Here is a 21,331-nt window from a genome sequence, read left to right on the forward strand (position 1 = left end):
CTCATAAATTTCAGTCGTCTTATCTGCCGTTCTGCGGGGATTAATACAGGAGTTGACTGTGATAATCACAAAAAAAAGCATTACCTCTGCCCTGATAGCGACACTGGTACTGTGCAGCCTGGCTGGCTGCTCTGGCTGGTCAAAACGCGACAGGAATACCGCACTGGGTGCCGGTGTCGGCGCTATTGGTGCCAATATTCTGACCGGAGGGAGTACGCTGGGTACCCTAGGTGGTGCCGCCGTCGGCGGTGTGATCGGGCGTCAGGTACATTAGTTCTGTTACAGAGAAAAGGGCCTGAATGGCCCTTTTCTTACCGTAATGTGTCTCAGCCGCCCGCCAGTTTCACTTTATAGCCTTTCGCTTCCAGCAGGGATTTGAGCAGATCACGTTTATCACCCTGAATTTCTATTTCACCCTCTTTCACTGCACCGCCGCAGCCACACTTTTTTTTCAGTTCTGCCGCCAGCACTGACAGTTGCTGATCAGCCAGATCCAGTCCGCTAATAATGCAGACCCCTTTACCTTTACGGCCACTGGTCTGACGCATAATCCGCACCGTACCATCGCCCTTTGGCCTGACGACTTGCTGAGGTTCAGGCGTTATTCTTCCGGTTTCGGTCGAGTATACCAGCGTGTCTTTAGTCATCAGGATACCTGTAATGAATTGAGGATAGCGGAGAGTGCCGCAGCCGGGTCGGCAGCCTGAGTGACCGGGCGACCGATCACCATATAATCAACACCTGCCAGACGTGCCTGCGGCGGAGTCATGATCCGGCGCTGATCCTGTGCTGCACTACCGGCAGGCCGTATGCCCGGGGTTACCAGTAAAAAATCATTTCCCAGTTGCTGCTTAAAAGTTACCGCTTCATGGGCTGAACAAACGACGCCGTCCAGTCCGCAATCCCTGGTCAGAGCAGCCAGATGTAATGCGTGTTCCGCCGGAGTACGCTGAATACCGATATCGGCTAAGTCACTGGCCTCCATGCTGGTCAGTACGGTAACAGCTATCAGTAACGGCGCATCTTTCCCCATCGGCTCCAGTGCTTCGCGGGCAGCATTCATCATCCGTACCCCGCCACTGGCATGGACGTTCACCATCCAGACACCAAGATCAGCAGCAGCGGCAACCGCATGGGCGACGGTATTCGGAATATCATGGAATTTGAGGTCCAGAAATACGTCAAAACCACGAGACTGTAATGTTTTCACCCATTCAGGGCCGAACCGGGTAAACATCTCTTTCCCTACTTTCAGCCGGCAGCTTTTCGGGTCAATAAGGTCAACCAACGACAGCGCGCGACGGGTATCGTCAAAATCAAGGGCGACCAGTACCGGTGAAGTAACAGAAGATGGCGATGATTCAGTCATTGCAGGGTTCCTTTAAAATCTGGCTTGCGAGCTATACGGACAAACGGCGCTTATTCTACCTGCCTGACCTGCGATGTCACCTGTTTTGCACGCTGGCAGGCCCACGATGAGTCGCTTTTATATAGTATGTTGTAACTAAAGCGGGGCTTAAAAATACAGGGCCCGCGGCCCCGTACTTTTACTGACCGTCGAGGCCGCGGATTGGTTTTACTGAAGCCCAGCTTCTGCAGGACGGGCAGTGCCAGTAGATAGCATGGGCGGTAAAGCCGCATTTCTGGCAGCGATAGCGCGGCTTAATACGGATTTGCTCACCCACCATGTCCCTCAGTATCACCAGGCTCTGTTTGGCTCTGCCATCTTCCGCATCCTGCAGATAATAATTAATCAGCCGGTGGAAGCCACGGGTGGTCGGATGATGCTCCAGTTGCTTCATCAGAAATAACTGGGCAGCAGCGGATCCTTCATCGTTATCAATAATATCTGCCAGATATAATTCGGCTGCATTCCCGGTTTCTGCGGCAACACATTGCTGCAGAAACTCAACCCATAACCGGGGGGCCTCAAGCCGCTGATAACAGCCTTCCAGCAATACCAGTATTTCGCTGACAAATTCGGAGTCCTGTTGCAGCACCCGCTGCAGTGACTGTACCGCTTTCTGTTCCTCACCCTGTTCGATAAAAATACGGCCCTGCATAATGGATACCCGGGCACAGTTTTTATCAGCCGATTCACCTTTACGCAGTAGTCCCATCGCTTTATCAAGATCATCGCTGCTCATGGCCTGTAACGCCAGCTCACAGTAGAAATGGGCGATTTCCATTTTATGTTTAGTTTTACCCAGTTTCACCAGACGTTCGGCCGTCTCGATAGCCTGTGTCCAGTCGCTGGTCTGCTGATAGATCAGTAATAATTGCTGTAACGCCCCTTCGCGAAAATCTGTTTCATCAGTGAGCTGGCTAAACATATCTTCTGCCCGGTCATACAAACCGGCAGCCAGATAATCCCGCCCCAGTTGCTGAATGGCCAGCAAACGCTGATCATAGTCGAGGGACGTACTTTCCATCAGCGACTGGTGAATACGAATAGCGCGGTCTACCTCGCCCCGTGAGCGGAATAAATTCCCGAGGGTCAGATGCGCTTCAATAGTCCCGCTGTCTTCTTTAAGCATATCAAGGAACAGGTCAACAGCTTTATCCTGCTGGTTAGACAGTAAAAAGTTAACCCCGGCAACGTAGTCCCGCGACAGACGGTTCGCTTCCTGTTTTTTGTCTTGTTGCGCACTGCGGCGGCCCATATACCAGCCATATGCCGCCGCAACAGGCAATAACAGAAACAGCAGTTCAAGCATGACGAATTATTCCTTCACCACAGCTTTACCGTTCGCTGTCGTTACCGCAGACGAGGGTGTGACATATTGCGCTTCAAGACGTTTGATCTTGCGCTGAGCACGGGACAGGGACAACCGGCCCCGCAGCCAGAAGAGCCCGCAGATAACCCAGCCAAGGATAAAGCCGGCACCAAACAGGGTGGCCAGTAAGGAAGATACTCGGAAATCGCCGCGGGCCAGTAGGTAATTAAAGGTCACGATCTGATCATTTTTGGCACCCAGCGTAATCGAGATAATAAAAATGACCAGCACGACTAAAAAAATCACTAAATATTTCACAATGTATCCTGTTATCGTTGTTTCCGTAAGCCGTACTATCCGCTGACTCCGGCCGCGGACGGCTGACATTCCGGTACACCTGCATCATTATATTATGGGGATGCAGAATATATTTACAATATGGCTTTTTGCTTCAGCACATTATTCCATATCACGGCCACTGGCGGAAAGCAGCAGATACGCGGGCACAGACACCAGAATAACTATGCCCCCGGCATTCACCACTGACATGATAACATCCCATGGCCAGTGCATTCCGAGAGCCATACGACTCCAGATTACCAGAAGTGCCCATATAAAGGTGGCAATAACCGTTTTATAGTAGCGACGGGGCCATAACAGAACCAGGTTCAGTAACGCCCAGCAGGCGGCAAACATGCTGTGGCCTGAAGGAAAAGAATAGCCTGTTTCAAATGCCCAGTGCTGTTTAAGCCAGCCAGGCAGCAGTGCATCGCCTGCGGTTGCGCTGTATACCTGCCTGCTGCGTTGCTCAGGCGATAACCGGTAAAAACCGGCAATCTCTGACGGTGACGAAGGGTACAGCCATGCAACATAAGGCCGGGCTTCTCTGACCTGGTTTTTTATCAGCGCATTGATGCCCTGCCCGCCCCAGACTACCGCCACCACCCATAGCATCGTCAGCAACGGGGATTTTACCCCTGACTGATAAGGCCGCAGCTGCCAGAGTAACACAGCGGCCAGTATCAGTGTGGTCAGTATTCCCCACGGACGGGTCACGGTTTCGGTTGCTGCAAACAATACGGCCAGCAGGCCGCGGCCTGCCCCGGGTTGCCAGTGCCAGCCAGAAACCCATAATGCCGATGGCAGTACCAGTAAAATCAGCATGCCGCTGGCTGTCAGTTTCAGCAGTTTTAACATCGTATATATGTTTTCTCCGCGGCTAAATCGATAATTATTATTTTCTGTGCCTGACGAAATAAGTTAACCTTCGTTATTGCTCTGATTGTGCTTTATTTCATCCTGAGCAGCAGAGTATTGCACACAGGGATAATGATTATGGCACAATAACATATTCAACTCTCAGGTTCAGAATACTGAAAATAACAGGTTTCAACAGCGGAGTATTTCATGCAACTTAAGCGGGTGGCACAAGCCACACTGCCCACACCATGGGGCGATTTCCTGATGGTGGGTTTTGAAGAAATTAGCACCGGAAAAGACCACGCAGCCCTGGTTTTTGGCGATATTTCCGGCCCGGCACCTGTCCTGGCGCGGGTACACTCAGAGTGTCTGACCGGTGACGCTTTGTTTAGTTTACGCTGTGATTGCGGATTCCAGCTGGAGTCGGCATTAAACGCCATTGCAACCGAAGGACGCGGCGTCCTGCTGTATCATCGTCAGGAAGGCCGTAATATCGGGTTACTGAACAAAATCCGTGCTTATTCCTTGCAGGATAAAGGTTACGATACCGTAGAAGCTAACCTCAAATTAGGTTTTGCTGCCGATGAACGTGATTTTACCCTGTGTGCCGATATGTTTAAATTACTCGAGGTAGATGCCGTGCGTCTGCTGACCAATAACCCGGCGAAGGTCCGGGTACTGACGGAAGCAGGAATTAATATTAGCGAACGAGTGCCCCTCGAAGTCGGCAGGAACCCGAAAAATACCGGCTATCTGGATACCAAAGCCCTTAAGATGGGACATTTACTGCAGCATAATGACGACTGATTCTGCAATATTGTCAGTCAGAAAGCCGGATATTCCGGCTTTTATTTTTCCGTCACAGGGAATACTTTACTGAAATAATATTTGTTCGCCTGTTTTTATGGGGTCCGGATGATTTTATATCGCAACATGACCGCAATACCCCTTTATTACTCATCATCCGGAGTTAATTTCCCCCGCGCCTAAACATACTCAGGACGACTCTGCTATTTTATCGCGCCGACATTATCTGCAAAATAGCCGGAAAATTAACAGGCCGCTAATTAGCCAGAATAGACTACAGCCAGCAAGTACCGTCAGCCATACCCGGCGACGAAAACGCGACGCGGGCAGCGCTTCCAGTGACTGTATATAACAACGGCACAATGAATGAAATAATGAAGTAAGTGACATACAGCCCTCCCTGTAAATGACCAGAATACCCCTGACCGAATGATGACCGGCCAACAGCTGAGTCAATTGCTGGTCATCCATAACCGGCAATTTATAGCACACACTGATATTTCTATTGGTTAAGAAAACACAGAAATACTTTCCTGTCCTTCGGTTCTCACTTCACCGGCAAACGAATATCTTTAAACATGGCTTCAATATCTTCGTTTGAGCGCAAAGCAATGGCCGTATCAACCACATCACGCGTCAGATGAGGTGCAAAACGCTGAATGAAATCATACATATAAGTACGGAGGAAACTGCTGCTGCGGAAGCCTATCTTGGTGGTGCTGTAGCTGAAAATATCTGATACATCTATTTTCACCAGGTCAGGATCAGAAACCGGATCAACCGCCATACTGGCGATAACACCAATACCCAGTCCCAGACGTACATAGGTTTTGATCACGTCAGCATCCGTGGCAGTAAACACAATTTGCGGTGTCAGTCCGGCCTGATTAAATGCTGAGTCCAACGCGGAACGGCCGGTAAAACCAAAGGTATAGGTCACCAGCGGATATTCAGCCAAATCATGGATAGTCACATGTGATTTTTCGGCCAGAGGATGGTCCGGCGGAACCACTATTGAACGATTCCAGTGATAGCAAGGCAGCATCACCAGGTCATCGTATAAGTGTAATGCTTCGGTCGCGATAGCGAAGTCAGCGTTACCTTTTGATACGGCTTCCGCGATCTGCGTCGGAGAGCCCTGGTGCATATGCAGAGACACCCGCGGATAACGCTGAATAAAGCCTTTGATCACTGGCGGAAGAGCATATCTGGCCTGCGTATGCGTGGTGGCAACGTATAACGACCCTTGATCAGGCCAGGTATGTTCTCCGGCCACAGATTTAATCGCATCCACTTTCGACAACACTTCACGGGCAATTCGGATAATCTCATCCCCGGCCGGGGTTATTTGAGTCAGGTGTTTACCACTCCGTGAAAAGATTTGAACACCTAATTCATCCTCCAGCATACGTACCTGCTTACTGATACCCGGCTGAGAGGTATATAACCCTTCTGCAGTTGAAGAAACATTAAGGTTGTGGTTTACGACTTCGACGATATAGCGTAATTGCTGTAATTTCATAGCCCACCATTCCGGGACAAAAGACAGTCAGTGCCTGCGTCCCTGCAAAATAATTATCTGTTAATAATCTCTTTGATTATTAACAGACTACACACGCATTTTTTCTATAACTACTATAGCATTAAACAATTATCAACAGAACAAATAGCTATATCAGTTAAAAATAAAAGGGCCAGCAAACGCTGGCCCTGATGTACTGCACGCTTTATTTTTTAGCTTCCTGCCATTTACCGTCAATATAAAACATTGACCAGCCGGTTGCCTTGCCTTCCTTTTCAGAAGAAATATACTGCTGCTTAGTTTTGCGGCTAAAACGTACCAGGGTTTTATTTCCCTGAGGATCAGCGGCAGGTGCCCGGGTCAGATAAGCGAACTTCTCCGGCAGACGGTCACTGAAACGCTGTAATTCTTCCACCAGCGGTGCCCGGGTTTCACGTGATTTAGGGAATGTATTCGCTGCCAGGAAAATACCTGCAGCACCATCACGTAACACAAAATAAGCATCTGACTTTTCACAGGCTAATTCAGGTAACGGTACCGGATCTTCTTTTGGCGGTGCAACATCACCGTTACGCAGGATTTTACGGGTATTTTTACAGGCGTCATTAGTACAGGCCATATACTTACCGAAACGCCCCATTTTCAGATGCATTTCATTTCCGCATTTCTCACACTCCACCACCGGACCATCATAGCCTTTGATGCGGAACTCACCCTCTTCAATCTGATAGCCATCACAGGATGGGTTGTTACCACAGACATGGAGTTTGCGTTTTTCATCGATCAGGTAGCTGTCCATTGCAGTGCCGCATTTCTGACAACGTGGTCGTGCGCGTAATGCGTTGGTTTCCGCATCATCGCCTTCCAGAATATTTAATACTTCATTTTCCGGAATCAGATTGATGGTCTGTTTACACCGCTCTTTTGGGGGTAATGCATAGCCGGAACACCCGAGAAATACACCGGTTGTCGCGGTGCGTATTCCCATATGTCGCTGGCAGGCCGGACATTCAATTGAGGTGATGACCATCTGGTTAGGCTGCATTCCCCCTTCTTCAGGGTCTTTATCCGCCTGTTCCAGTTGCTGACTGAAATCAGCGAAGAAATGATCCAGTACAGCACGCCAATCCGCCTGATTGCTGGCCACCTGATCAAGGTTGTCTTCCATCCGGGCGGTGAAGTCGTAGTTCATCAGTTCGCGGAAGTTACCTTCCAGCCGGTCAGTCACAATTTCGCCCATCTTCTCGGCATAAAAGCGACGGCTTTCGGTTCTGACGTAACCGCGATCCTGGATAGTTGAGATAATTGACGCGTAAGTCGACGGACGACCGATACCGCGTTTTTCCAGTTCACGAACCAGCGATGCTTCGCTGAAACGGGCCGGTGGCTTGGTGAAGTGACGGGCCGGAAGCACATCAAGTAAAGCCGGGGACTCACCCACCTCAATGGCTGGCAGAGTCAAATCATCATCATTTTTACGTAAAGCCGGCATCACTTTTGTCCAGCCATCGAAACGTAATGTACGTCCTTTGGCTTTAAGACGGTAATCGCCGGCCTGTACAGTCAGTGTGGTTGAATCATACTTCGCCGCCACCATTTGACAGGCAACAAACTGACGCCAGATTAACTGATAAAGTTTCTGCGCATCCGCTTCCATATCTTTGAGCTGTTCGGCGACAACATTCACATCCGAAGGACGAATAGCTTCGTGCGCTTCCTGTGAATTATCCTTGTTCGCATACAGGGTCGCCGTTTTGGGCAGGTATTTGTCACCAAAACTCTCATCAATATAAGTACGTGCCATTTCGATGGCATCCTGACTCAGATTCGTGGAGTCGGTACGCATATAGGTAATATGACCCGCTTCATACAGACGCTGAGCCATCATCATGGTTTTTTTTACCCCAAAGCCCAGCCGCGTACTGGCCGCCTGCTGTAATGTGGAAGTGATAAAAGGTGCGCCGGGCTTACTGCTGGTGGGTTTATCTTCCCGCTCGGTAACCCGGTAAGAGGCTTTTTCCAGCAAAGAAACGGCTGCCTGAGTCGTTTCTTTATTTTCGGGGCGAAAAGCTTTATCACCCTGATGTGTGACCCGCATCAGTAACTCATTGCCCGCGGCGGTATTCAGACGAACGTCAATATCCCAGTATTCTTCCGGAACAAAGGCCTTGATTTCGCGTTCCCGCTCAACCACCAGTCGTACAGCCACAGACTGTACCCGGCCGGCAGATAAACCGCGGGCGACTTTTTTCCACAATAATGGCGATACCATATAGCCGACGACCCGGTCCATAAAACGCCGGGCCTGCTGAGCATTAACACGATCGATATTCAGCTCACCGGGCTGTTCAAATGCCTGACGTATCGCATTTTTGGTAATTTCGTTAAATACCACACGGCTGAAACGCTGGTCATCTCCGCCAATAACTTCCCGTAAGTGCCAGGCTATCGCCTCACCCTCACGGTCCAAATCCGTCGCCAGATAGATGTGATCTGCATCAGCGGCCAGCGCCTGTAATTCAGAAACGACTTTTTCTTTACCCGGTAAAATCTGATAGTTGGCTTTCCAGCCATGCCACGGATCAACGCCCATGCGGTTTACCAGGGCACTTTTCTCGTCTTTCTTACCGGTTTTCGTTGTTTTAGCTTTACCGGCTTCTGCCGTTTTTTTCGCTAACGAACCGCTGGTCGGCAGGTCTCGAATATGACCCACACTGGATTTAACAACGAAGCCACTGCCAAGGTATTTATTAATAGTTTTAGCCTTTGCCGGTGACTCAACAATAACGAGTGCTTTACCCATAGATAACTTTACCTAATAAAAACGTCCTGAAGAACGGGAGAGGATGACTCCCCTGATTTGCAACAAGTGCGCTTGCTGCCGACTCTCACTAATCACGCCACATCATCGATAACTAACCATAGCCCGGATATTAACAGTATGATTAAAATAATCTTTTACTCAGGTATCCTGGCCGCTGACGGCGTGAACTCCCTGATTCGCAAATCGTCCACACTGTACCTGATAAAATCTGTTACGCAACTTTATTAGCATCCTGGCGTATTTATCGCCACTAATAGCACCAATAATTTTGTCCCGGTGGTTACTCTTGCCGTAAAATACCCTCCGGATTTGTAATGATATATCAGCGACAGGAGCATGCTATGAACGGAAAACCCCGGGCTGTTGATTCTGCAACTCTGATTGCACTGGCCAGCGAACAAATGACCGGATATCCGGATTATCTGCCATCCATGGAAATTACAGCTGTACGTCAGCAAGGTAACTTACTGATTTTTAGCGGCCCCTGGTTTGCAGACGCACAGGGATTGCCGACAAAACAAAGTACCGCGGCCTTTAATGTGTTTAAAGCCCTGACACAGGAATTGTCACCTCTGTACTGTCTGAAACAGTAACCCCGGCAATTGCCGGGGTTCGGTTGTCTGTAGCCGCAATAACACAGGCGGTTTACAACAAGGGCTTTTCGCCCTTTTGCCACCATTTAAGCAGCAGGCGTTCTGCAACACTGGCACCACTTTGGGTAAAACGCTCAATGACACTTTTTTTCTTAGTGTAACTTACGGATAATAAATTGAATTCATCCATTTTACTGATAATTACTTCATCACTGGTGGCAATCTCGTCAATCAGCCCGTTTTCCAGAGCCTGACGTCCGTACCAGTGCTCGCCGGTCGCCACCGAGTCAATGTCCAGAGACGGGCGCATTTGATGAACAAATGATTTAAATAACTGATGAGTTTCATTAAGATCTTCGCGAAATTTTTCCCGGCCTTCATCCGTATTTTCGCCAAGCAGCGTCAGCGTCCGTTTATACTGACCGGCCGTATGCAGTTCAATATCAATATCATTACGTTTCAGCAGGCGATTAAAGTTAGGTACCTGAGCAACCACCCCGATGGAGCCGATAATCGCAAAAGGCGCGGCAACAATATGTGAGGCGACACAAGCCATCATATACCCGCCACTGGCAGCCACTTTATCGACTACCGCGGTCAGACGGATCCCGTGATCGCGCAGCCTCTGTAACTGGGACGCTGCCAGGCCATAGCCGTGCACCACACCGCCCGGGCTTTCCAGTTTCAACAACACTTCATCACCGGCGGTGGCCACAGACAGGACAGCTGAAATTTCTTTACGTAAAGAAGCCACTTCGCCGGCATCCATACTGCCTTTAAAATCCAGAACAAATAGTGTTTTCTTTGCCGGTGGCGGGGTTCCCTGCTTCCTTGCCGCTTTTTCTGCTTTGGCTTGCTCTTTCTGTTGCTTTTTCTGCCCTTTCAGCCAGCTTTTCTGCTCATGCTCAGGAAGCGTTGCGACCGCCAGTGTTTGTTTCAGCGTCTGATAATCTTCACCGGGATGACCAAGCTGTAACTGCCCCTGCCCCGTTTTTTTACGGGACGAAACACCAACGCATACCACCACCAGCGCAATAATCGCCACGACCAGGGTGACAATTTTTGCTAAAAATAACCCATATTCTGCAATAAAACTCACTCAGTCCACCTCTGTCACATCGGTTAAAACGCATGTTATTCCGTCCGGTCTGACACAATACAGCCTGTCTCAGACGGTGACGAAACAGGAAATTAACAGCCTGTCCTCAGAGTGTATCATATGATAATTTACGACATAACTGTATGAAATATAAAAAACAAAGGACCCGCCCGTGAACAACCAGTCCGACAACCTAAGTCTGAAAAATCACACTATTCTGGTCACTGGTGCCTCTGATGGCATTGGCCGTGAAGCGGCACTGACCTATGCCCGCCAGGGTGCCAGGGTACTGCTGACCGGCAGAAACCCGCAGAAACTGGAAGATGTCCGCCGGCAAATCGCGGCTTTCGGACAGAGCCCTGCCGAAATATTTCTGCTCGACTTCGCCACCGCTGACGCCGCACAGTGCCGTGAATTTGCTGACCGAATAGCCCGCACCGCCCCGCAACTGGAAGGTGTACTGCATAATGCAGGTATTCTCGGCACGATCCAGCCAATGGCCGATATTCCGGAACAAGAGTGGCAACAGGTCATGAAAATTAATCTGGAGGTGACTTTTTTTCTGACCAGGGCATTACTGCCTTTGCTGCTTAACGCCCCGGCGGCGTCGTTAGTTTTTACCAGTTCCAGTGTCGGACGCGAAGGCCGGGCGGGCTGGGGAAGTTATGCAGTCTCTAAGTTTGCCACCGAAGGCATGATGCAGGTACTGGCCGCCGAATATCAGCACAGTAATTTGCGGGTAAACTGCATTAATCCGGGCGGTACCCGAACCACAATGCGCGCCAGCGCGTTCCCTGAGGAGAATGCAGCACTGCTCAAAACACCGGCAGATATTATGCCTGTTTACTTGTATCTGATGACTGATGCCAGCAGAGGCCAGACGGGGATCAGTTTCGATGCACAGCCCGGCCGTAAAGCCGGTCCGGCAGAATAAACCTGTAAAAAAACCCCGGAGAACCGGGGTTTCAGGCAGGGTAATAACTGTCAGCCTTTACCGTTATTGCGTTTTGATACCGGCCGGCCAGTCGCCGCACGCCCGGTGGCCGCTCGGCCAGCCGTACTGCGGCCAGAAGCCGGACGGCGGGGAGTACTTTTACTGCCAGCCTGGCTGTGCTTTTTCACCGCACGACGGATCTGGTTCGCTTTGGTACGACGACGATCTTTTTCGACCGCAAGTTTGGTTTCTGTTTCTTCCGGCATTTCCACCAGCTGACGCAGATAATTCACTGAGGTCAGATCCATTTCCATATACCCGCCCCGCGGCAAACCTTTGGGCAGAACGATATCACCATAGCGAACGCGCATCAGTCGGCTGACCTGCACACCAACGGCTTCCCATAACCGGCGCACTTCGCGGTTACGCCCTTCGGTCAGGGTTACGTTATACCACTGGTTGAGACCTTCTCCGCCAGCAAACTTAAGGGTTTTAAACGCAGCAGGACCATCTTCCAGCTGAACACCGACACTTAACTGACGAATTTTATCATCATCAATCTGGCCGAAAACGCGGACAGCGTATTCACGCTCCACTTCACGGCTGGGATGCATCAGGCGGTTAGCCAGTTCACCATCGGTGGTAAATAACATTAAGCCACAGGTATTGACGTCGAGACGCCCTACCGCTATCCAGCGCGCGCCGTTGAGGCGAGGCAGACGGTCAAACACCGTCGGACGGCCTTCAGGATCGTTACGGGTACATAACTCACCTTCCGGTTTGTAGTAAGCCAGCACCCGGCACACTTCGCTGGCACTTTCTGCCACACGTACCAGATGACCATCAATACGGATTTTCAGGGAATTGTTGCTTTCGACCCGATCACCCAGGCTGGCGATTTTCCCGTCAACACTGACCCGACCGGCGGAGATAATAGCTTCAATTTCACGGCGCGAACCATGTCCGGCACGTGCTAATACTTTTTGTAACTTTTCGCTCATGGAGCATGCCTCACTGTCGCCTTCCCAGGCCTCAGGTTTAGGGTATATTTAATATTAAAATCAAATACTTACGTAAAAACTGACTGCCATTATACAGGATGGCAGTCACAATGTAACGATTTTTATTATTCAGACAGTTGCAGAGCAATGCTCTGAATCATGGATAAATTAGCGGAACGGATGAGGATCACCGGCACCTTCACGCATAATTTCCGGGGCATCGCCGGTTAAATCAACCACTGTGGTCGGTTGCTGACCGATAGTACCGCCATTCAGGATCAGATCGACCTGCTTACCGATACTTAACTGGATCTCTTCCGGATCTGACTCGGCAAAATCATTCCCCGGTAACATAAGTGTGGTGGACATTAACGGTTCGTTGAGTGCTTCCAGTAATGCCTGAGCTACCGGATGGGAAGTTACGCGCAGACCGATAGTTTTGCGCTTATCATTCATCAAGCGCCGCGGCACTTCTTTGGTTGCCTTAAGTAAAAAGGTATAGCACCCCGGGGTATTATTTTTAATTAAGCGGAAGGCACTGTTATCTACCTGAGCATAGGTCGACAGTTCAGAAAGATCACGACACATCAGTGTAAAATGGTGTGAATCATCCAGCTGACGGAGCCGGCAAATTCTCTCCAGCGCCGACTTATCTTCAAGTTTGCATCCCAGTGCATAGCCGGAATCGGTCGGATAAACAATCACACCGCCTTTATTCAGATAATCCACCGCCTGACTGATCAGACGTGGTTGTGGATTCTCCGGATGGATATAAAAAAACTGACTCATACTTCGCTCCCTGCACCGGTTTGCAACGGTGCACTACTTTGAATTTCCGGAAAACGCAGCCATACCGCTTCAGCACCGGCCGGTAACCACAGTTTTCGGCCCAGTTCTATCCAGGCGCAAGGCTGATGAAAATCAGATCCCTGAGATGCGGCCAGTCCGTAATCCTGAGCATATCGGGTTAACTGCTGGCGTTCATCAGGTGCCTGCTGGCACTGGGCAACTTCCATGGCATCTCCGCCGTGGTCGGCAAAAAATTTCAGCAACCGCTTTAACCATTTTGCCGATAGATCATAGCGTCCGGGGTGGGCAACCACCGCCCTGCCTCCGGACTGATGGATCGCATCAATTGCCTGTTCTATTGTACACCATTGGGCGGGCACATATCCGGTTTTGCCCCGCGCCAGATACTGTTTAAAGACCTGAGCCATGGTGGAGGCTTTACCACACCCGACCAGATAGCGGGCAAAATGGCCACGGGTTATCTGCCCTTCCCCCGCCAGTGCACTCGCACCTTGTAACGCGCCGGGGATATTTGCCCGCTCAAGCCTGCGGGCGATCTCTTCAGCTCTCTGCCAGCGTTTCTGATGCTGGCTATCAAGAAGTGCACAGAGAGCCGGATGATTAATGTCCATCCCCAGACCAACAATATGGATTTCGTGGTTTTCCCATAGTGTTGAAATTTCCACACCACTCATCAGTTGCAATGGCAACTGATGCCTGGCAATGGCCTGGCGGGCCGGTTCAATCGCATTTGTTGTATCGTGGTCGGTAATAGCCAGCACATCGACTCCGCGCTCATGTGCCCTTAACACCAGCTCTTCTGCACTGAGCACTCCGTCGGATGCCCGGGTATGGCTATGTAAATCATACAGCTGAAATGCCGTTGGTTCTGTCAAATTAACTCCAATAACTGATCCTTTGTGCGGATACAGGGATTTTAGCAATAACTGGAAAAGATGTATTGACAATCCGCGCATGAACCAGTTAACTAGTACACAAGTTCAGATAAGGATACTTCTCATGTTGGTTATGACTTTACATTCTTCACGCTGGTGGCGCATGACTCTCCCCTGACCGGGCGATGTTGTCGTGCACCGTAAGTGTAACCACAGTGCAGATTTCAGGGCCCGCAGAATGCGGGCTTTTTGTTGAAAAAAATTCAGAGAAATAACCATGGCTAAAGCAAAACCAGAATTAAAAATTATTACCGGTGATGCCCCCTACAGGGATGACCCGGCCGCGGTTTTCAACCAGCTTTGCGGTGCCCGTCCGGCCACTCTGCTGCTGGAATCTGCCGATGTGGACAGTAAAGATAACCTGCAAAGTCTGTTAATTACCGATAGCGCTTTAAGGATCAGTGCTATGGGGCAACAGGTTTCGGTTCAGGCGCTTTCCGAAAATGGTGCCAGCCTGCTTCCCCTGCTGGATGCTGCACTGCCCGCCAGTGTCGATATCCGGGTACGTCCTGATGGTCGCGAATTCTTTTTTCCGGCGATCGATCCGTTACAGGATGAAGACTCACGCCTGAAATCCGTATCAGTATTTGATGCTCTGCGTTTAATTCCTTCACTGGTAGAACACAGTGACCGACACCGTGAATCGGTTATGCTGGGGGGGCTGTTTGCCTATGATTTAGTTGCCGGGTTCGAAACATTACCGGAACTCGATAACCACCAGCGCTGCCCCGATTATTGCTTTTATCTGGCAGAGACGTTACTGGTCATCGACCACCAGTCGCGGACGGCCAGGCTGCAGGCCAGCGTGTTTACCCCGTCCGCCAGCGAATTTCAGCGTTTGCAGCAACGTATTCACCAGTTGAATCAGCAAATGCAGCAGCCTGCTGCTGCTCTGGTGGCGAAAAAAGTCGAGCAGATGGAACTGAACTGTAACCAGAGCGACGAAGTCTATTGCGATGTTGTCAGTAAACTTCAGCATGCCATCCGCATCGGAGAGATTTTTCAGGTTGTTCCGTCGCGCCGTTTCTCATTACCCTGCCCGTCGCCACTGGCAGCCTACGATACCCTGAAACGCAGCAATCCGAGCCCCTATATGTTCTTTATGCAGGACCGGGATTTCACACTGTTCGGTGCTTCCCCGGAAAGTTCATTAAAATATTCCGCAGCCTCCCGTCAGATAGAAATTTACCCGATTGCCGGTACCCGTCCCCGCGGACGGAATGCCGCCGGGGAACTGGATAAAGATCTGGATAGCCGGATTGAGCTGGAAATGCGTACCGACCAGAAAGAACTGGCGGAGCATTTGATGCTGGTCGACCTGGCCCGTAATGATCTGGCACGGATTTGTGTGCCCGGCAGCCGCCATGTTGCTGACCTGACGAAAGTCGACCGCTACACCTTTGTGATGCACCTGGTCTCCCGGGTGATCGGCACCCTGCGCGAAGACCTCGATGTGCTACATGCTTACCGCGCCGTCATGAATATGGGGACCCTGAGTGGTGCGCCTAAAGTCAGGGCAATGCAGCTGATTGCCGAATCAGAAGGTACCCGCCGCGGGTCATACGGCGGCGCTGTCGGCTACTTTACCGGCAGCGGTGACTTTGATACCTGTATTGTTATTCGTTCAGCCTATGTCGAAGAAGGCATTGCCACAGTACAGGCCGGCGGCGGTGTGGTACTGGATTCGGTCCCCCAGGCGGAAGCCGACGAAAGCCGCAATAAGGCACGCGCAGTATTACGCGCCATTGCGACAGCTCATCACTGTAAGGAGATTTTCTGATGGCTGATATTTTACTGCTGGATAACTTTGATTCATTTACCTATAACCTGGTCGATCAGTTACGTACTTTTGGTCACCGCGTGATGGTGTACCGTAACAGTCTGCCTGTCGAAACACTGCTCGAACAGCTGCGCAGTATGGAAAATCCGGTACTGATGCTTTCTCCGGGGCCGGGGGCACCTGCTGATGCGGGGTCAATGCCTGCGCTACTGGCTGCAGTGCGCGGAAAAGTACCGGTTATCGGTATCTGCCTCGGTCACCAGGCGATTGTTGAGAGTTATGGCGGCACTGTCGGCCAGGCGGGTGAAATACTGCATGGTAAAGCATCGGCTATCAGTCATGACGGCCAGGAAATGTTCAGTGGCTTACCTGACCCGTTACCTGTCGCCCGTTACCATTCGCTGGTCGGCAGCAATATTCCGCCGGATCTCACCGTAAACGCCACCTTTAACGGTATGGTGATGGCCATCCGTCATGATGAAGATAAAGTCTGTGGTTTTCAGTTCCATCCTGAGTCAATTCTGACGACACGGGGAGCAACATTACTGGAACAGACCCTCAGCTGGGCGCTTAGCGACTAAAGGATTTGCCGATGCAACAGATTCTGGAACAACTCTATCAGGGAAAAAATATTGACCGGCAACAAAGCGAGCGGCTTTTCTCTGCCATCATCACCGGTGAAATGGATCCCGTCTCGCTGGGTGCCGCATTGATCGCCATGAAAGTGCGGGGCGAAACTCCCGATGAAATTGCCGGAGCCGCCACAGCCTTACTGGATAACGCACGCCCTTTCCCGCGGCCTGACTATCTGTTTGCCGATATTGTCGGTACCGGCGGTGACGGCAGTAACAGTATCAATATTTCAACCGCCAGTGCTTTTGTCGCAGCGGCCTGTGGTCTGAAGGTCGCTAAACATGGCAACCGCAGCGTATCCAGTAAATCCGGGTCTTCGGACCTGCTGGCGGCGTTTGGTATTAACCTCGATATGACAGCGGAAAATGCCCGCGCGGCACTGGACCAACAGAACCTCTGTTTTCTGTTCGCCCCTCAGTACCACAGTGGTTTTCGCTATGCGATGCCGGTACGCAAGCAGTTACAGACACGGACACTGTTTAATGTGCTCGGGCCGCTGATTAACCCTGCCCGGCCGCCATTGGCACTGATCGGCGTTTACAGCCCGCAGTTAATTCAGCCGGTGGCCGAAACGCTGAAAGTGCTGGGTTATCGCCGCGCGGCCGTGGTACATGGCGGCGGGATGGACGAAATAGCGATCCATGCGCCGACACAGGTGGCAGAATTACGCGACGGGGAAATCACCCGCTATGACATCAGTCCGCCGGACTTCGGGCTGGAATTCCATGAAAAAGAGTCGCTGGCGGGCGGTACGCCTCAGGAAAATCGTGATATTTTACGTCAGTTACTGCAGGGTAATGGTCAGACGGCTCACGAACAGGCTATTGCAATTAATGTCGCGATGCTGATGAAATTATTCGGTAATGAAGATTTACGCCATAACGCTGAACAGGCTATTGCCATGATCCGCAGTGGCCGGGCGTATGAGTTAGTCACTGCACTGGCAGCAAGAGGATAATCATGAAGGGTACCGTTTTAGAAAAAATAGTTGCAGATAAAGCTCTCTGGCTGGCAGCGCGTAAAGCACGACAACCCCTTTCAGACTTTCAACAGGCGCTGGTGCCTTCGGCGCGTAATTTCTACCAGGCATTACAGCGTGATAAGAGTGCCTTTATTCTGGAATGTAAGAAAGCCTCACCGTCAAAGGGGCTGATTCGCGAAGACTTCGACCCTGCAGCGATTGCTGCCGTTTACCGTGACTACGCTTCTGCAGTTTCGGTTCTGACCGATGAGAAATACTTTCAGGGCAATTTTGAATTTTTACCTGAAGTCAGTGCCGCTATTACTCAGCCTGTCCTGTGCAAAGATTTTATTATTGACCCTTATCAAATCTATCTGGCCCGCTATTATCAGGCCGATGCCATTTTACTGATGTTGTCGGTACTGGATGATCAGCAGTATCAGGCTCTGGCCGATGTTGCCCATTCGCTGAATATGGGGGTACTGACCGAAATCAGTAACCAGCAGGAGCTGGATCGGGCGCTTAAGCTGAAACCACGGGTCGCAGGAATCAATAATCGTGACCTGCGCGACCTGTCAATTGATTTAGATAAGACCCGTCAGCTGGCACCGCAATTGCCTCAGGACACCATTGTGATCAGTGAGTCCGGTATTTATGACTACCAGCAGATTGCTGAACTGCGCCGTTATGCCAATGGCTTCCTGATAGGTTCTTCATTAATGTCAGAAGACAACCTGGCGGTGGCGGTTCGCCGGGTATTGATCGGTGATAACAAAGTCTGCGGACTGACCCGCAGTGAAGATGCCGCAGCCGCATGGCAAGCCGGTGCGGTTTATGGCGGAATCATCTTTGCACAGGGCTCACCACGCCAGGTCAGCCTCCGTCAGGCGGAGGAAATTGTTGCAGCTGCTCCGTTGAAGTTTGTCGGAGTCTTCCGAGACCAGCCGGCCGAAGAGGTGGCCGGTATCGCCAGCCATTTGCGGTTGAGTGCTGTTCAGCTACATGGCAGTGAATCGGCTGAATTTATTGCTGCGCTGCGTCAGCAGTTACCGTCACAGATTGCTATCTGGAAGGCTTTCAGTATCAGCGACCATCTGCCGGAGCGTAACCTGCCTGATACGGATCGTTATCTGTTTGATAACGGTAACGGCGGCAGCGGTCAGCGTTTTGACTGGTCACTGCTGCAAGGACAGGACTTACATAATGTTATGCTGGCCGGCGGGCTGAATGCGGAAAACTGTGCAGAAGCGGCCCTGACCGGCTGTGCCGGTCTGGATTTTAATTCCGGTGTTGAAACTGCTCCCGGCATCAAGGATCCGAAAAAACTGGCGGACGTTTTCCGGCAATTACGAGCTTACTAATCAGGATGCGTCATCTGACGATACAGGAAATTGAGCTATGACTTTACTGAACCCCTATTTTGGTGAATTTGGCGGGATGTATGTTCCGCAAATTCTGATGCCGGCACTCAGCCAGCTGGAAGAAGCTTTTGTCAGTGCCCAGCGTGATCCTGAGTTCCAGGCTGAGTTTGTGCGACTGTTAAAAGACTACGCCGGACGACCGACTGCGCTGACCCTGTGCCGGAATATTACCGAAGGTACCCGTACCCGCCTCTACCTGAAACGCGAAGATTTATTACACGGCGGTGCTCACAAAACAAATCAGGTGCTGGGACAGGCATTACTGGCGAAACGGATGGGCAAAAACGAGATTATCGCGGAAACCGGGGCCGGACAACATGGTGTTGCTTCTGCCATTGCCTGTGCCTTACTGGGTATGAAATGCCGGATTTATATGGGCGCCAAAGATGTGGAACGTCAGTCGCCGAATGTATTCAGAATGCGCCTGATGGGTGCAGAAGTCATTCCGGTACACAGTGGTTCAGCCACCCTGAAAGATGCCTGTAATGAGGCTCTGCGCGACTGGTCTGGCAGTTACGAGACCGCACACTATATGCTGGGTACCGCGGCTGGCCCGCACCCGTTCCCGACTATCGTCCGTGAATTTCAGCGTATGATTGGCGAAGAGACCCGCGTACAGATTATGGAACACGAAGGCCGTCTGCCTGATGCGGTGATTGCCTGCGTGGGTGGCGGATCCAATGCTATCGGAATGTTCGCTGATTTTATTGATGAATCTTCTGTCGGGCTGATTGGCGTCGAACCGGCGGGACTCGGCATTGAATCCGGACAACATGGTGCGCCGTTAAAACACGGTAAAACCGGTATCTATTTCGGTATGAAGGCACCCATGATGCGTACAGAAGACGGGCAGATTGAAGAGTCTTATTCCATTTCTGCCGGACTCGACTTCCCGTCAGTCGGCCCGCAACATGCCTGGCTGAACAGTATCGGCCGCGCAGATTATGTTTCAGTTACCGATGATGAAGCTCTGGAAGCATTTAAAGATCTGTCACGCCACGAAGGTATTATCCCGGCGCTGGAATCCTCCCATGCGCTGGCCCATGCGCTGAAAATGGCCCGTCAGGCGCCGGAAAAAGAACAATTACTGGTTGTTAACCTCTCAGGCCGCGGTGATAAAGACATATTTACGGTGCATGATATTCTGCAGCAGCGAGGAGAAATCTGATGGAACGTTATTCTGCTTTATTTAATCGCCTGGCTGAGCGTAAAGAAGGTGCTTTTGTGCCATTTGTCACGCTGGGAGATCCGGGGGCTGAGTTATCGCTGCAAATTATCGATGCGCTGGTCGCCGGAGGGGCGGATGCCCTGGAGCTGGGTTTCCCGTTCTCTGATCCCCTGGCTGACGGCCCGACAATTCAGGCGGCCAACCTGCGCGCTTTCAGCGCTGGGATGGACAGCAACAAAAGCTTCGATATTATCACTCAGGTACGTAATAAATATCCGGATCTGCCGATTGGCTTGTTAATTTACGCGAATCTGGTTTTCAGTCCCGGCATTGATGCGTTTTATGCCCGCTGCCAGCAAGCCGGTGTCGATTCGGTTCTGGTCGCTGATGTCCCCATGGAGGAGTCACAGCCCTTCCGTCAGGCAGCAATGCGGCACCATATTGCGCCAATCTTTGTCTGCCCGCCGAATGCCAGTGATGATTTATTACGTGAAATCGCATCTCACGGCCGCGGATATACTTATCTGTTATCCCGTGCCGGTGTCACCGGTACCGAACATAAAGCCGCCCTGCCGTTGCAGCATATAATCAGCAAACTGCATGAGTACCATGCAGCCCCCCCGATTCAGGGCTTCGGTATTTCTGAACCTTCTCAGGTGAAGGAATCTATCGCTTCCGGTGCTGCAGGGGCAATATCCGGTTCTGCCGTCGTCAGAATTATCGAACAGAACCTGCAACAGCCCGCCATAATGCTGAAAAAACTGACCGACTTTGCTGCCTCATTAAAAGCGGCCACCCGCTGATAGCCCTTTTCTCCGACAGACAGGCACCCCGCGGTGCCTTTTTTGGCAACAAAACTGGTAGATTAAAAATTTAGGATTACACTATAAGTGTACCGGAAAATCCCGGCATAACCTTTATTATAC

The 21,331-nt window shown here is 51.0% G+C and carries 19 protein-coding genes and 1 pseudogene; 9 read left to right on the plus strand and 11 right to left on the minus strand.

What is annotated here, in order from left to right; translation table 11 throughout:
- Positions 1-58: 58 nt before the first annotated feature.
- Positions 59-274 carry an osmotically-inducible lipoprotein OsmB gene (gene osmB, locus JK198_RS01790; protein WP_212707830.1) on the plus strand — a complete coding sequence of 72 codons (216 nt, stop codon included), beginning with the start codon at positions 59-61 and terminating at the stop codon, positions 272-274.
- 52 nt (positions 275-326) lie between these two features.
- Here the strand turns inward: osmB and yciH are convergent, their stop codons facing one another.
- The 5 genes from yciH to JK198_RS01815 form a co-directional block, all read right to left on the minus strand.
- Complete coding sequence (yciH, locus tag JK198_RS01795; RefSeq protein ID WP_212707831.1) at positions 327-647, minus strand: stress response translation initiation inhibitor YciH; 321 nt, start codon at positions 645-647, stop codon at positions 327-329.
- On the minus strand, positions 647-1,369 hold the full coding sequence (pyrF, locus tag JK198_RS01800) for an orotidine-5'-phosphate decarboxylase (RefSeq protein ID WP_212707832.1): 723 nt from the start codon (positions 1,367-1,369) through the stop codon (positions 647-649). The genes yciH and pyrF overlap by 1 nt, the downstream gene beginning before the upstream one ends.
- 178 nt (positions 1,370-1,547) lie before the next feature.
- Entirely contained in the window at positions 1,548-2,717 is a 1,170-nt protein-coding gene (lapB, locus tag JK198_RS01805; protein ID WP_212707833.1) for a lipopolysaccharide assembly protein LapB, read from the minus strand.
- A 6-nt stretch (positions 2,718-2,723) separates the two neighbouring features.
- A complete protein-coding gene (locus JK198_RS01810) occupies positions 2,724-3,035 on the minus strand; it encodes a LapA family protein (RefSeq protein ID WP_212710589.1) in 312 nt (103 codons plus the stop codon).
- Positions 3,036-3,176: 141 nt separating this feature from the next.
- Complete coding sequence (locus JK198_RS01815; protein WP_212710590.1) at positions 3,177-3,914, minus strand: phosphatase PAP2 family protein; 738 nt, start codon at positions 3,912-3,914, stop codon at positions 3,177-3,179.
- 210 nt (positions 3,915-4,124) lie between these two features.
- Here JK198_RS01815 and ribA point away from each other — a divergent pair, with 210 nt between their 5' ends.
- Complete coding sequence (ribA, locus tag JK198_RS01820; RefSeq protein ID WP_212707836.1) at positions 4,125-4,724, plus strand: GTP cyclohydrolase II; 600 nt, start codon at positions 4,125-4,127, stop codon at positions 4,722-4,724.
- Positions 4,725-5,271: 547 nt separating this feature from the next.
- Here ribA and cysB read toward each other — a convergent pair.
- Entirely contained in the window at positions 5,272-6,246 is a 975-nt protein-coding gene (gene cysB / locus JK198_RS01830) for an HTH-type transcriptional regulator CysB (protein WP_212707838.1), read from the minus strand.
- A 205-nt stretch (positions 6,247-6,451) separates the two neighbouring features.
- Positions 6,452-9,049, minus strand: a complete 2,598-nt coding sequence (gene topA / locus JK198_RS01835) for a type I DNA topoisomerase (RefSeq protein WP_212710591.1) — start codon at positions 9,047-9,049, stop codon at positions 6,452-6,454.
- A 362-nt stretch (positions 9,050-9,411) separates the two neighbouring features.
- Here topA and JK198_RS01840 point away from each other — a divergent pair, with 362 nt between their 5' ends.
- On the plus strand, positions 9,412-9,663 hold the full coding sequence (locus JK198_RS01840; protein WP_212710592.1) for a DUF2498 family protein: 252 nt from the start codon (positions 9,412-9,414) through the stop codon (positions 9,661-9,663).
- Positions 9,664-9,715: 52 nt separating this feature from the next.
- Here JK198_RS01840 and sohB read toward each other — a convergent pair whose 3' ends face one another.
- Positions 9,716-10,762: a protease SohB gene (sohB, locus tag JK198_RS01845; RefSeq protein ID WP_212710593.1), complete on the minus strand. Its 1,047-nt coding sequence runs from the start codon at positions 10,760-10,762 to the stop codon at positions 9,716-9,718.
- Between the two features lie 172 nt (positions 10,763-10,934).
- Between sohB and JK198_RS01850 the strand changes: the two genes are divergently transcribed.
- Positions 10,935-11,696 carry a YciK family oxidoreductase gene (locus tag JK198_RS01850; protein WP_212710594.1) on the plus strand — a complete coding sequence of 254 codons (762 nt, stop codon included), beginning with the start codon at positions 10,935-10,937 and terminating at the stop codon, positions 11,694-11,696.
- A gap of 50 nt (positions 11,697-11,746) precedes the next feature.
- On the opposite strand, the gene rluB is transcribed toward JK198_RS01850, so the two are convergent.
- The 3 genes from rluB to JK198_RS01865 all read right to left on the minus strand — a co-directional run bounded on the left by rluB (position 11,747) and on the right by JK198_RS01865 (position 14,394).
- A complete protein-coding gene (gene rluB / locus JK198_RS01855) occupies positions 11,747-12,697 on the minus strand; it encodes a 23S rRNA pseudouridine(2605) synthase RluB (RefSeq protein ID WP_212710595.1) in 951 nt (316 codons plus the stop codon).
- 168 nt (positions 12,698-12,865) lie between these two features.
- Entirely contained in the window at positions 12,866-13,486 is a 621-nt protein-coding gene (locus JK198_RS01860; RefSeq protein WP_212707844.1) for an L-threonylcarbamoyladenylate synthase, read from the minus strand.
- Positions 13,483-14,394 carry a PHP domain-containing protein gene (locus JK198_RS01865; protein WP_349290153.1) on the minus strand — a complete coding sequence of 304 codons (912 nt, stop codon included), beginning with the start codon at positions 14,392-14,394 and terminating at the stop codon, positions 13,483-13,485. Before JK198_RS01865 ends, JK198_RS01860 begins: the two co-directional genes overlap by 4 nt.
- Before the next feature lie 265 nt (positions 14,395-14,659).
- Between JK198_RS01865 and JK198_RS01870 the strand changes: the two genes are divergently transcribed.
- The 5 genes and pseudogenes from JK198_RS01870 (at position 14,660) to trpA (ending at position 21,208) form a co-directional block, all read left to right on the plus strand.
- Positions 14,660-16,222, plus strand: a complete 1,563-nt coding sequence (locus JK198_RS01870) for an anthranilate synthase component 1 (protein WP_212707845.1) — start codon at positions 14,660-14,662, stop codon at positions 16,220-16,222.
- Positions 16,222-17,813, plus strand: a pseudogene (trpD, locus tag JK198_RS16745) (bifunctional anthranilate synthase glutamate amidotransferase component TrpG/anthranilate phosphoribosyltransferase TrpD). Before JK198_RS01870 ends, trpD begins: the two are co-directional and overlap by 1 nt.
- Positions 17,814-17,815: 2 nt before the next feature.
- A complete protein-coding gene (gene trpCF / locus JK198_RS01885) occupies positions 17,816-19,177 on the plus strand; it encodes a bifunctional indole-3-glycerol-phosphate synthase TrpC/phosphoribosylanthranilate isomerase TrpF (RefSeq protein WP_212707848.1) in 1,362 nt (453 codons plus the stop codon).
- Between the two features lie 37 nt (positions 19,178-19,214).
- Positions 19,215-20,405: a tryptophan synthase subunit beta gene (trpB, locus tag JK198_RS01890; protein ID WP_212707849.1), complete on the plus strand. Its 1,191-nt coding sequence runs from the start codon at positions 19,215-19,217 to the stop codon at positions 20,403-20,405.
- Positions 20,405-21,208 (plus strand): tryptophan synthase subunit alpha, encoded by an 804-nt coding sequence (gene trpA / locus JK198_RS01895; protein WP_212707850.1) that lies wholly within the window; start codon positions 20,405-20,407, stop codon positions 21,206-21,208. Before trpB ends, trpA begins: the two co-directional genes overlap by 1 nt.
- Positions 21,209-21,331: the final 123 nt, after the last annotated feature.

It is taken from the genome of Tatumella sp. JGM91 (assembly GCF_018257575.1).
GTDB classification, from domain to species: domain Bacteria; phylum Pseudomonadota; class Gammaproteobacteria; order Enterobacterales; family Enterobacteriaceae; genus Tatumella; species Tatumella punctata.

Excerpts from the sequence above, each read along its gene's own strand:
- yciH (WP_212707831.1), bottom strand. The coding sequence starts at position 647 with ATGACTAAAGACACGCTGGTATACTCGACCGAAACCGGAAGAATAACG.
- pyrF (WP_212707832.1), bottom strand. The coding sequence starts at position 1,369 with ATGACTGAATCATCGCCATCTTCTGTTACTTCACCGGTACTGGTCGCC.
- lapB (WP_212707833.1), bottom strand. The coding sequence starts at position 2,717 with ATGCTTGAACTGCTGTTTCTGTTATTGCCTGTTGCGGCGGCATATGGC.
- JK198_RS01815 (WP_212710590.1), bottom strand. The coding sequence starts at position 3,914 with ATGTTAAAACTGCTGAAACTGACAGCCAGCGGCATGCTGATTTTACTG.
- ribA (WP_212707836.1), top strand. The coding sequence starts at position 4,125 with ATGCAACTTAAGCGGGTGGCACAAGCCACACTGCCCACACCATGGGGC.
- cysB (WP_212707838.1), bottom strand. The coding sequence starts at position 6,246 with ATGAAATTACAGCAATTACGCTATATCGTCGAAGTCGTAAACCACAAC.
- topA (WP_212710591.1), bottom strand. The coding sequence starts at position 9,049 with ATGGGTAAAGCACTCGTTATTGTTGAGTCACCGGCAAAGGCTAAAACT.
- JK198_RS01840 (WP_212710592.1), top strand. The coding sequence starts at position 9,412 with ATGAACGGAAAACCCCGGGCTGTTGATTCTGCAACTCTGATTGCACTG.
- rluB (WP_212710595.1), bottom strand. The coding sequence starts at position 12,697 with ATGAGCGAAAAGTTACAAAAAGTATTAGCACGTGCCGGACATGGTTCG.
- JK198_RS01860 (WP_212707844.1), bottom strand. The coding sequence starts at position 13,486 with ATGAGTCAGTTTTTTTATATCCATCCGGAGAATCCACAACCACGTCTG.
- JK198_RS01870 (WP_212707845.1), top strand. The coding sequence starts at position 14,660 with ATGGCTAAAGCAAAACCAGAATTAAAAATTATTACCGGTGATGCCCCC.
- trpCF (WP_212707848.1), top strand. The coding sequence starts at position 17,816 with ATGAAGGGTACCGTTTTAGAAAAAATAGTTGCAGATAAAGCTCTCTGG.
- trpB (WP_212707849.1), top strand. The coding sequence starts at position 19,215 with ATGACTTTACTGAACCCCTATTTTGGTGAATTTGGCGGGATGTATGTT.
- trpA (WP_212707850.1), top strand. The coding sequence starts at position 20,405 with ATGGAACGTTATTCTGCTTTATTTAATCGCCTGGCTGAGCGTAAAGAA.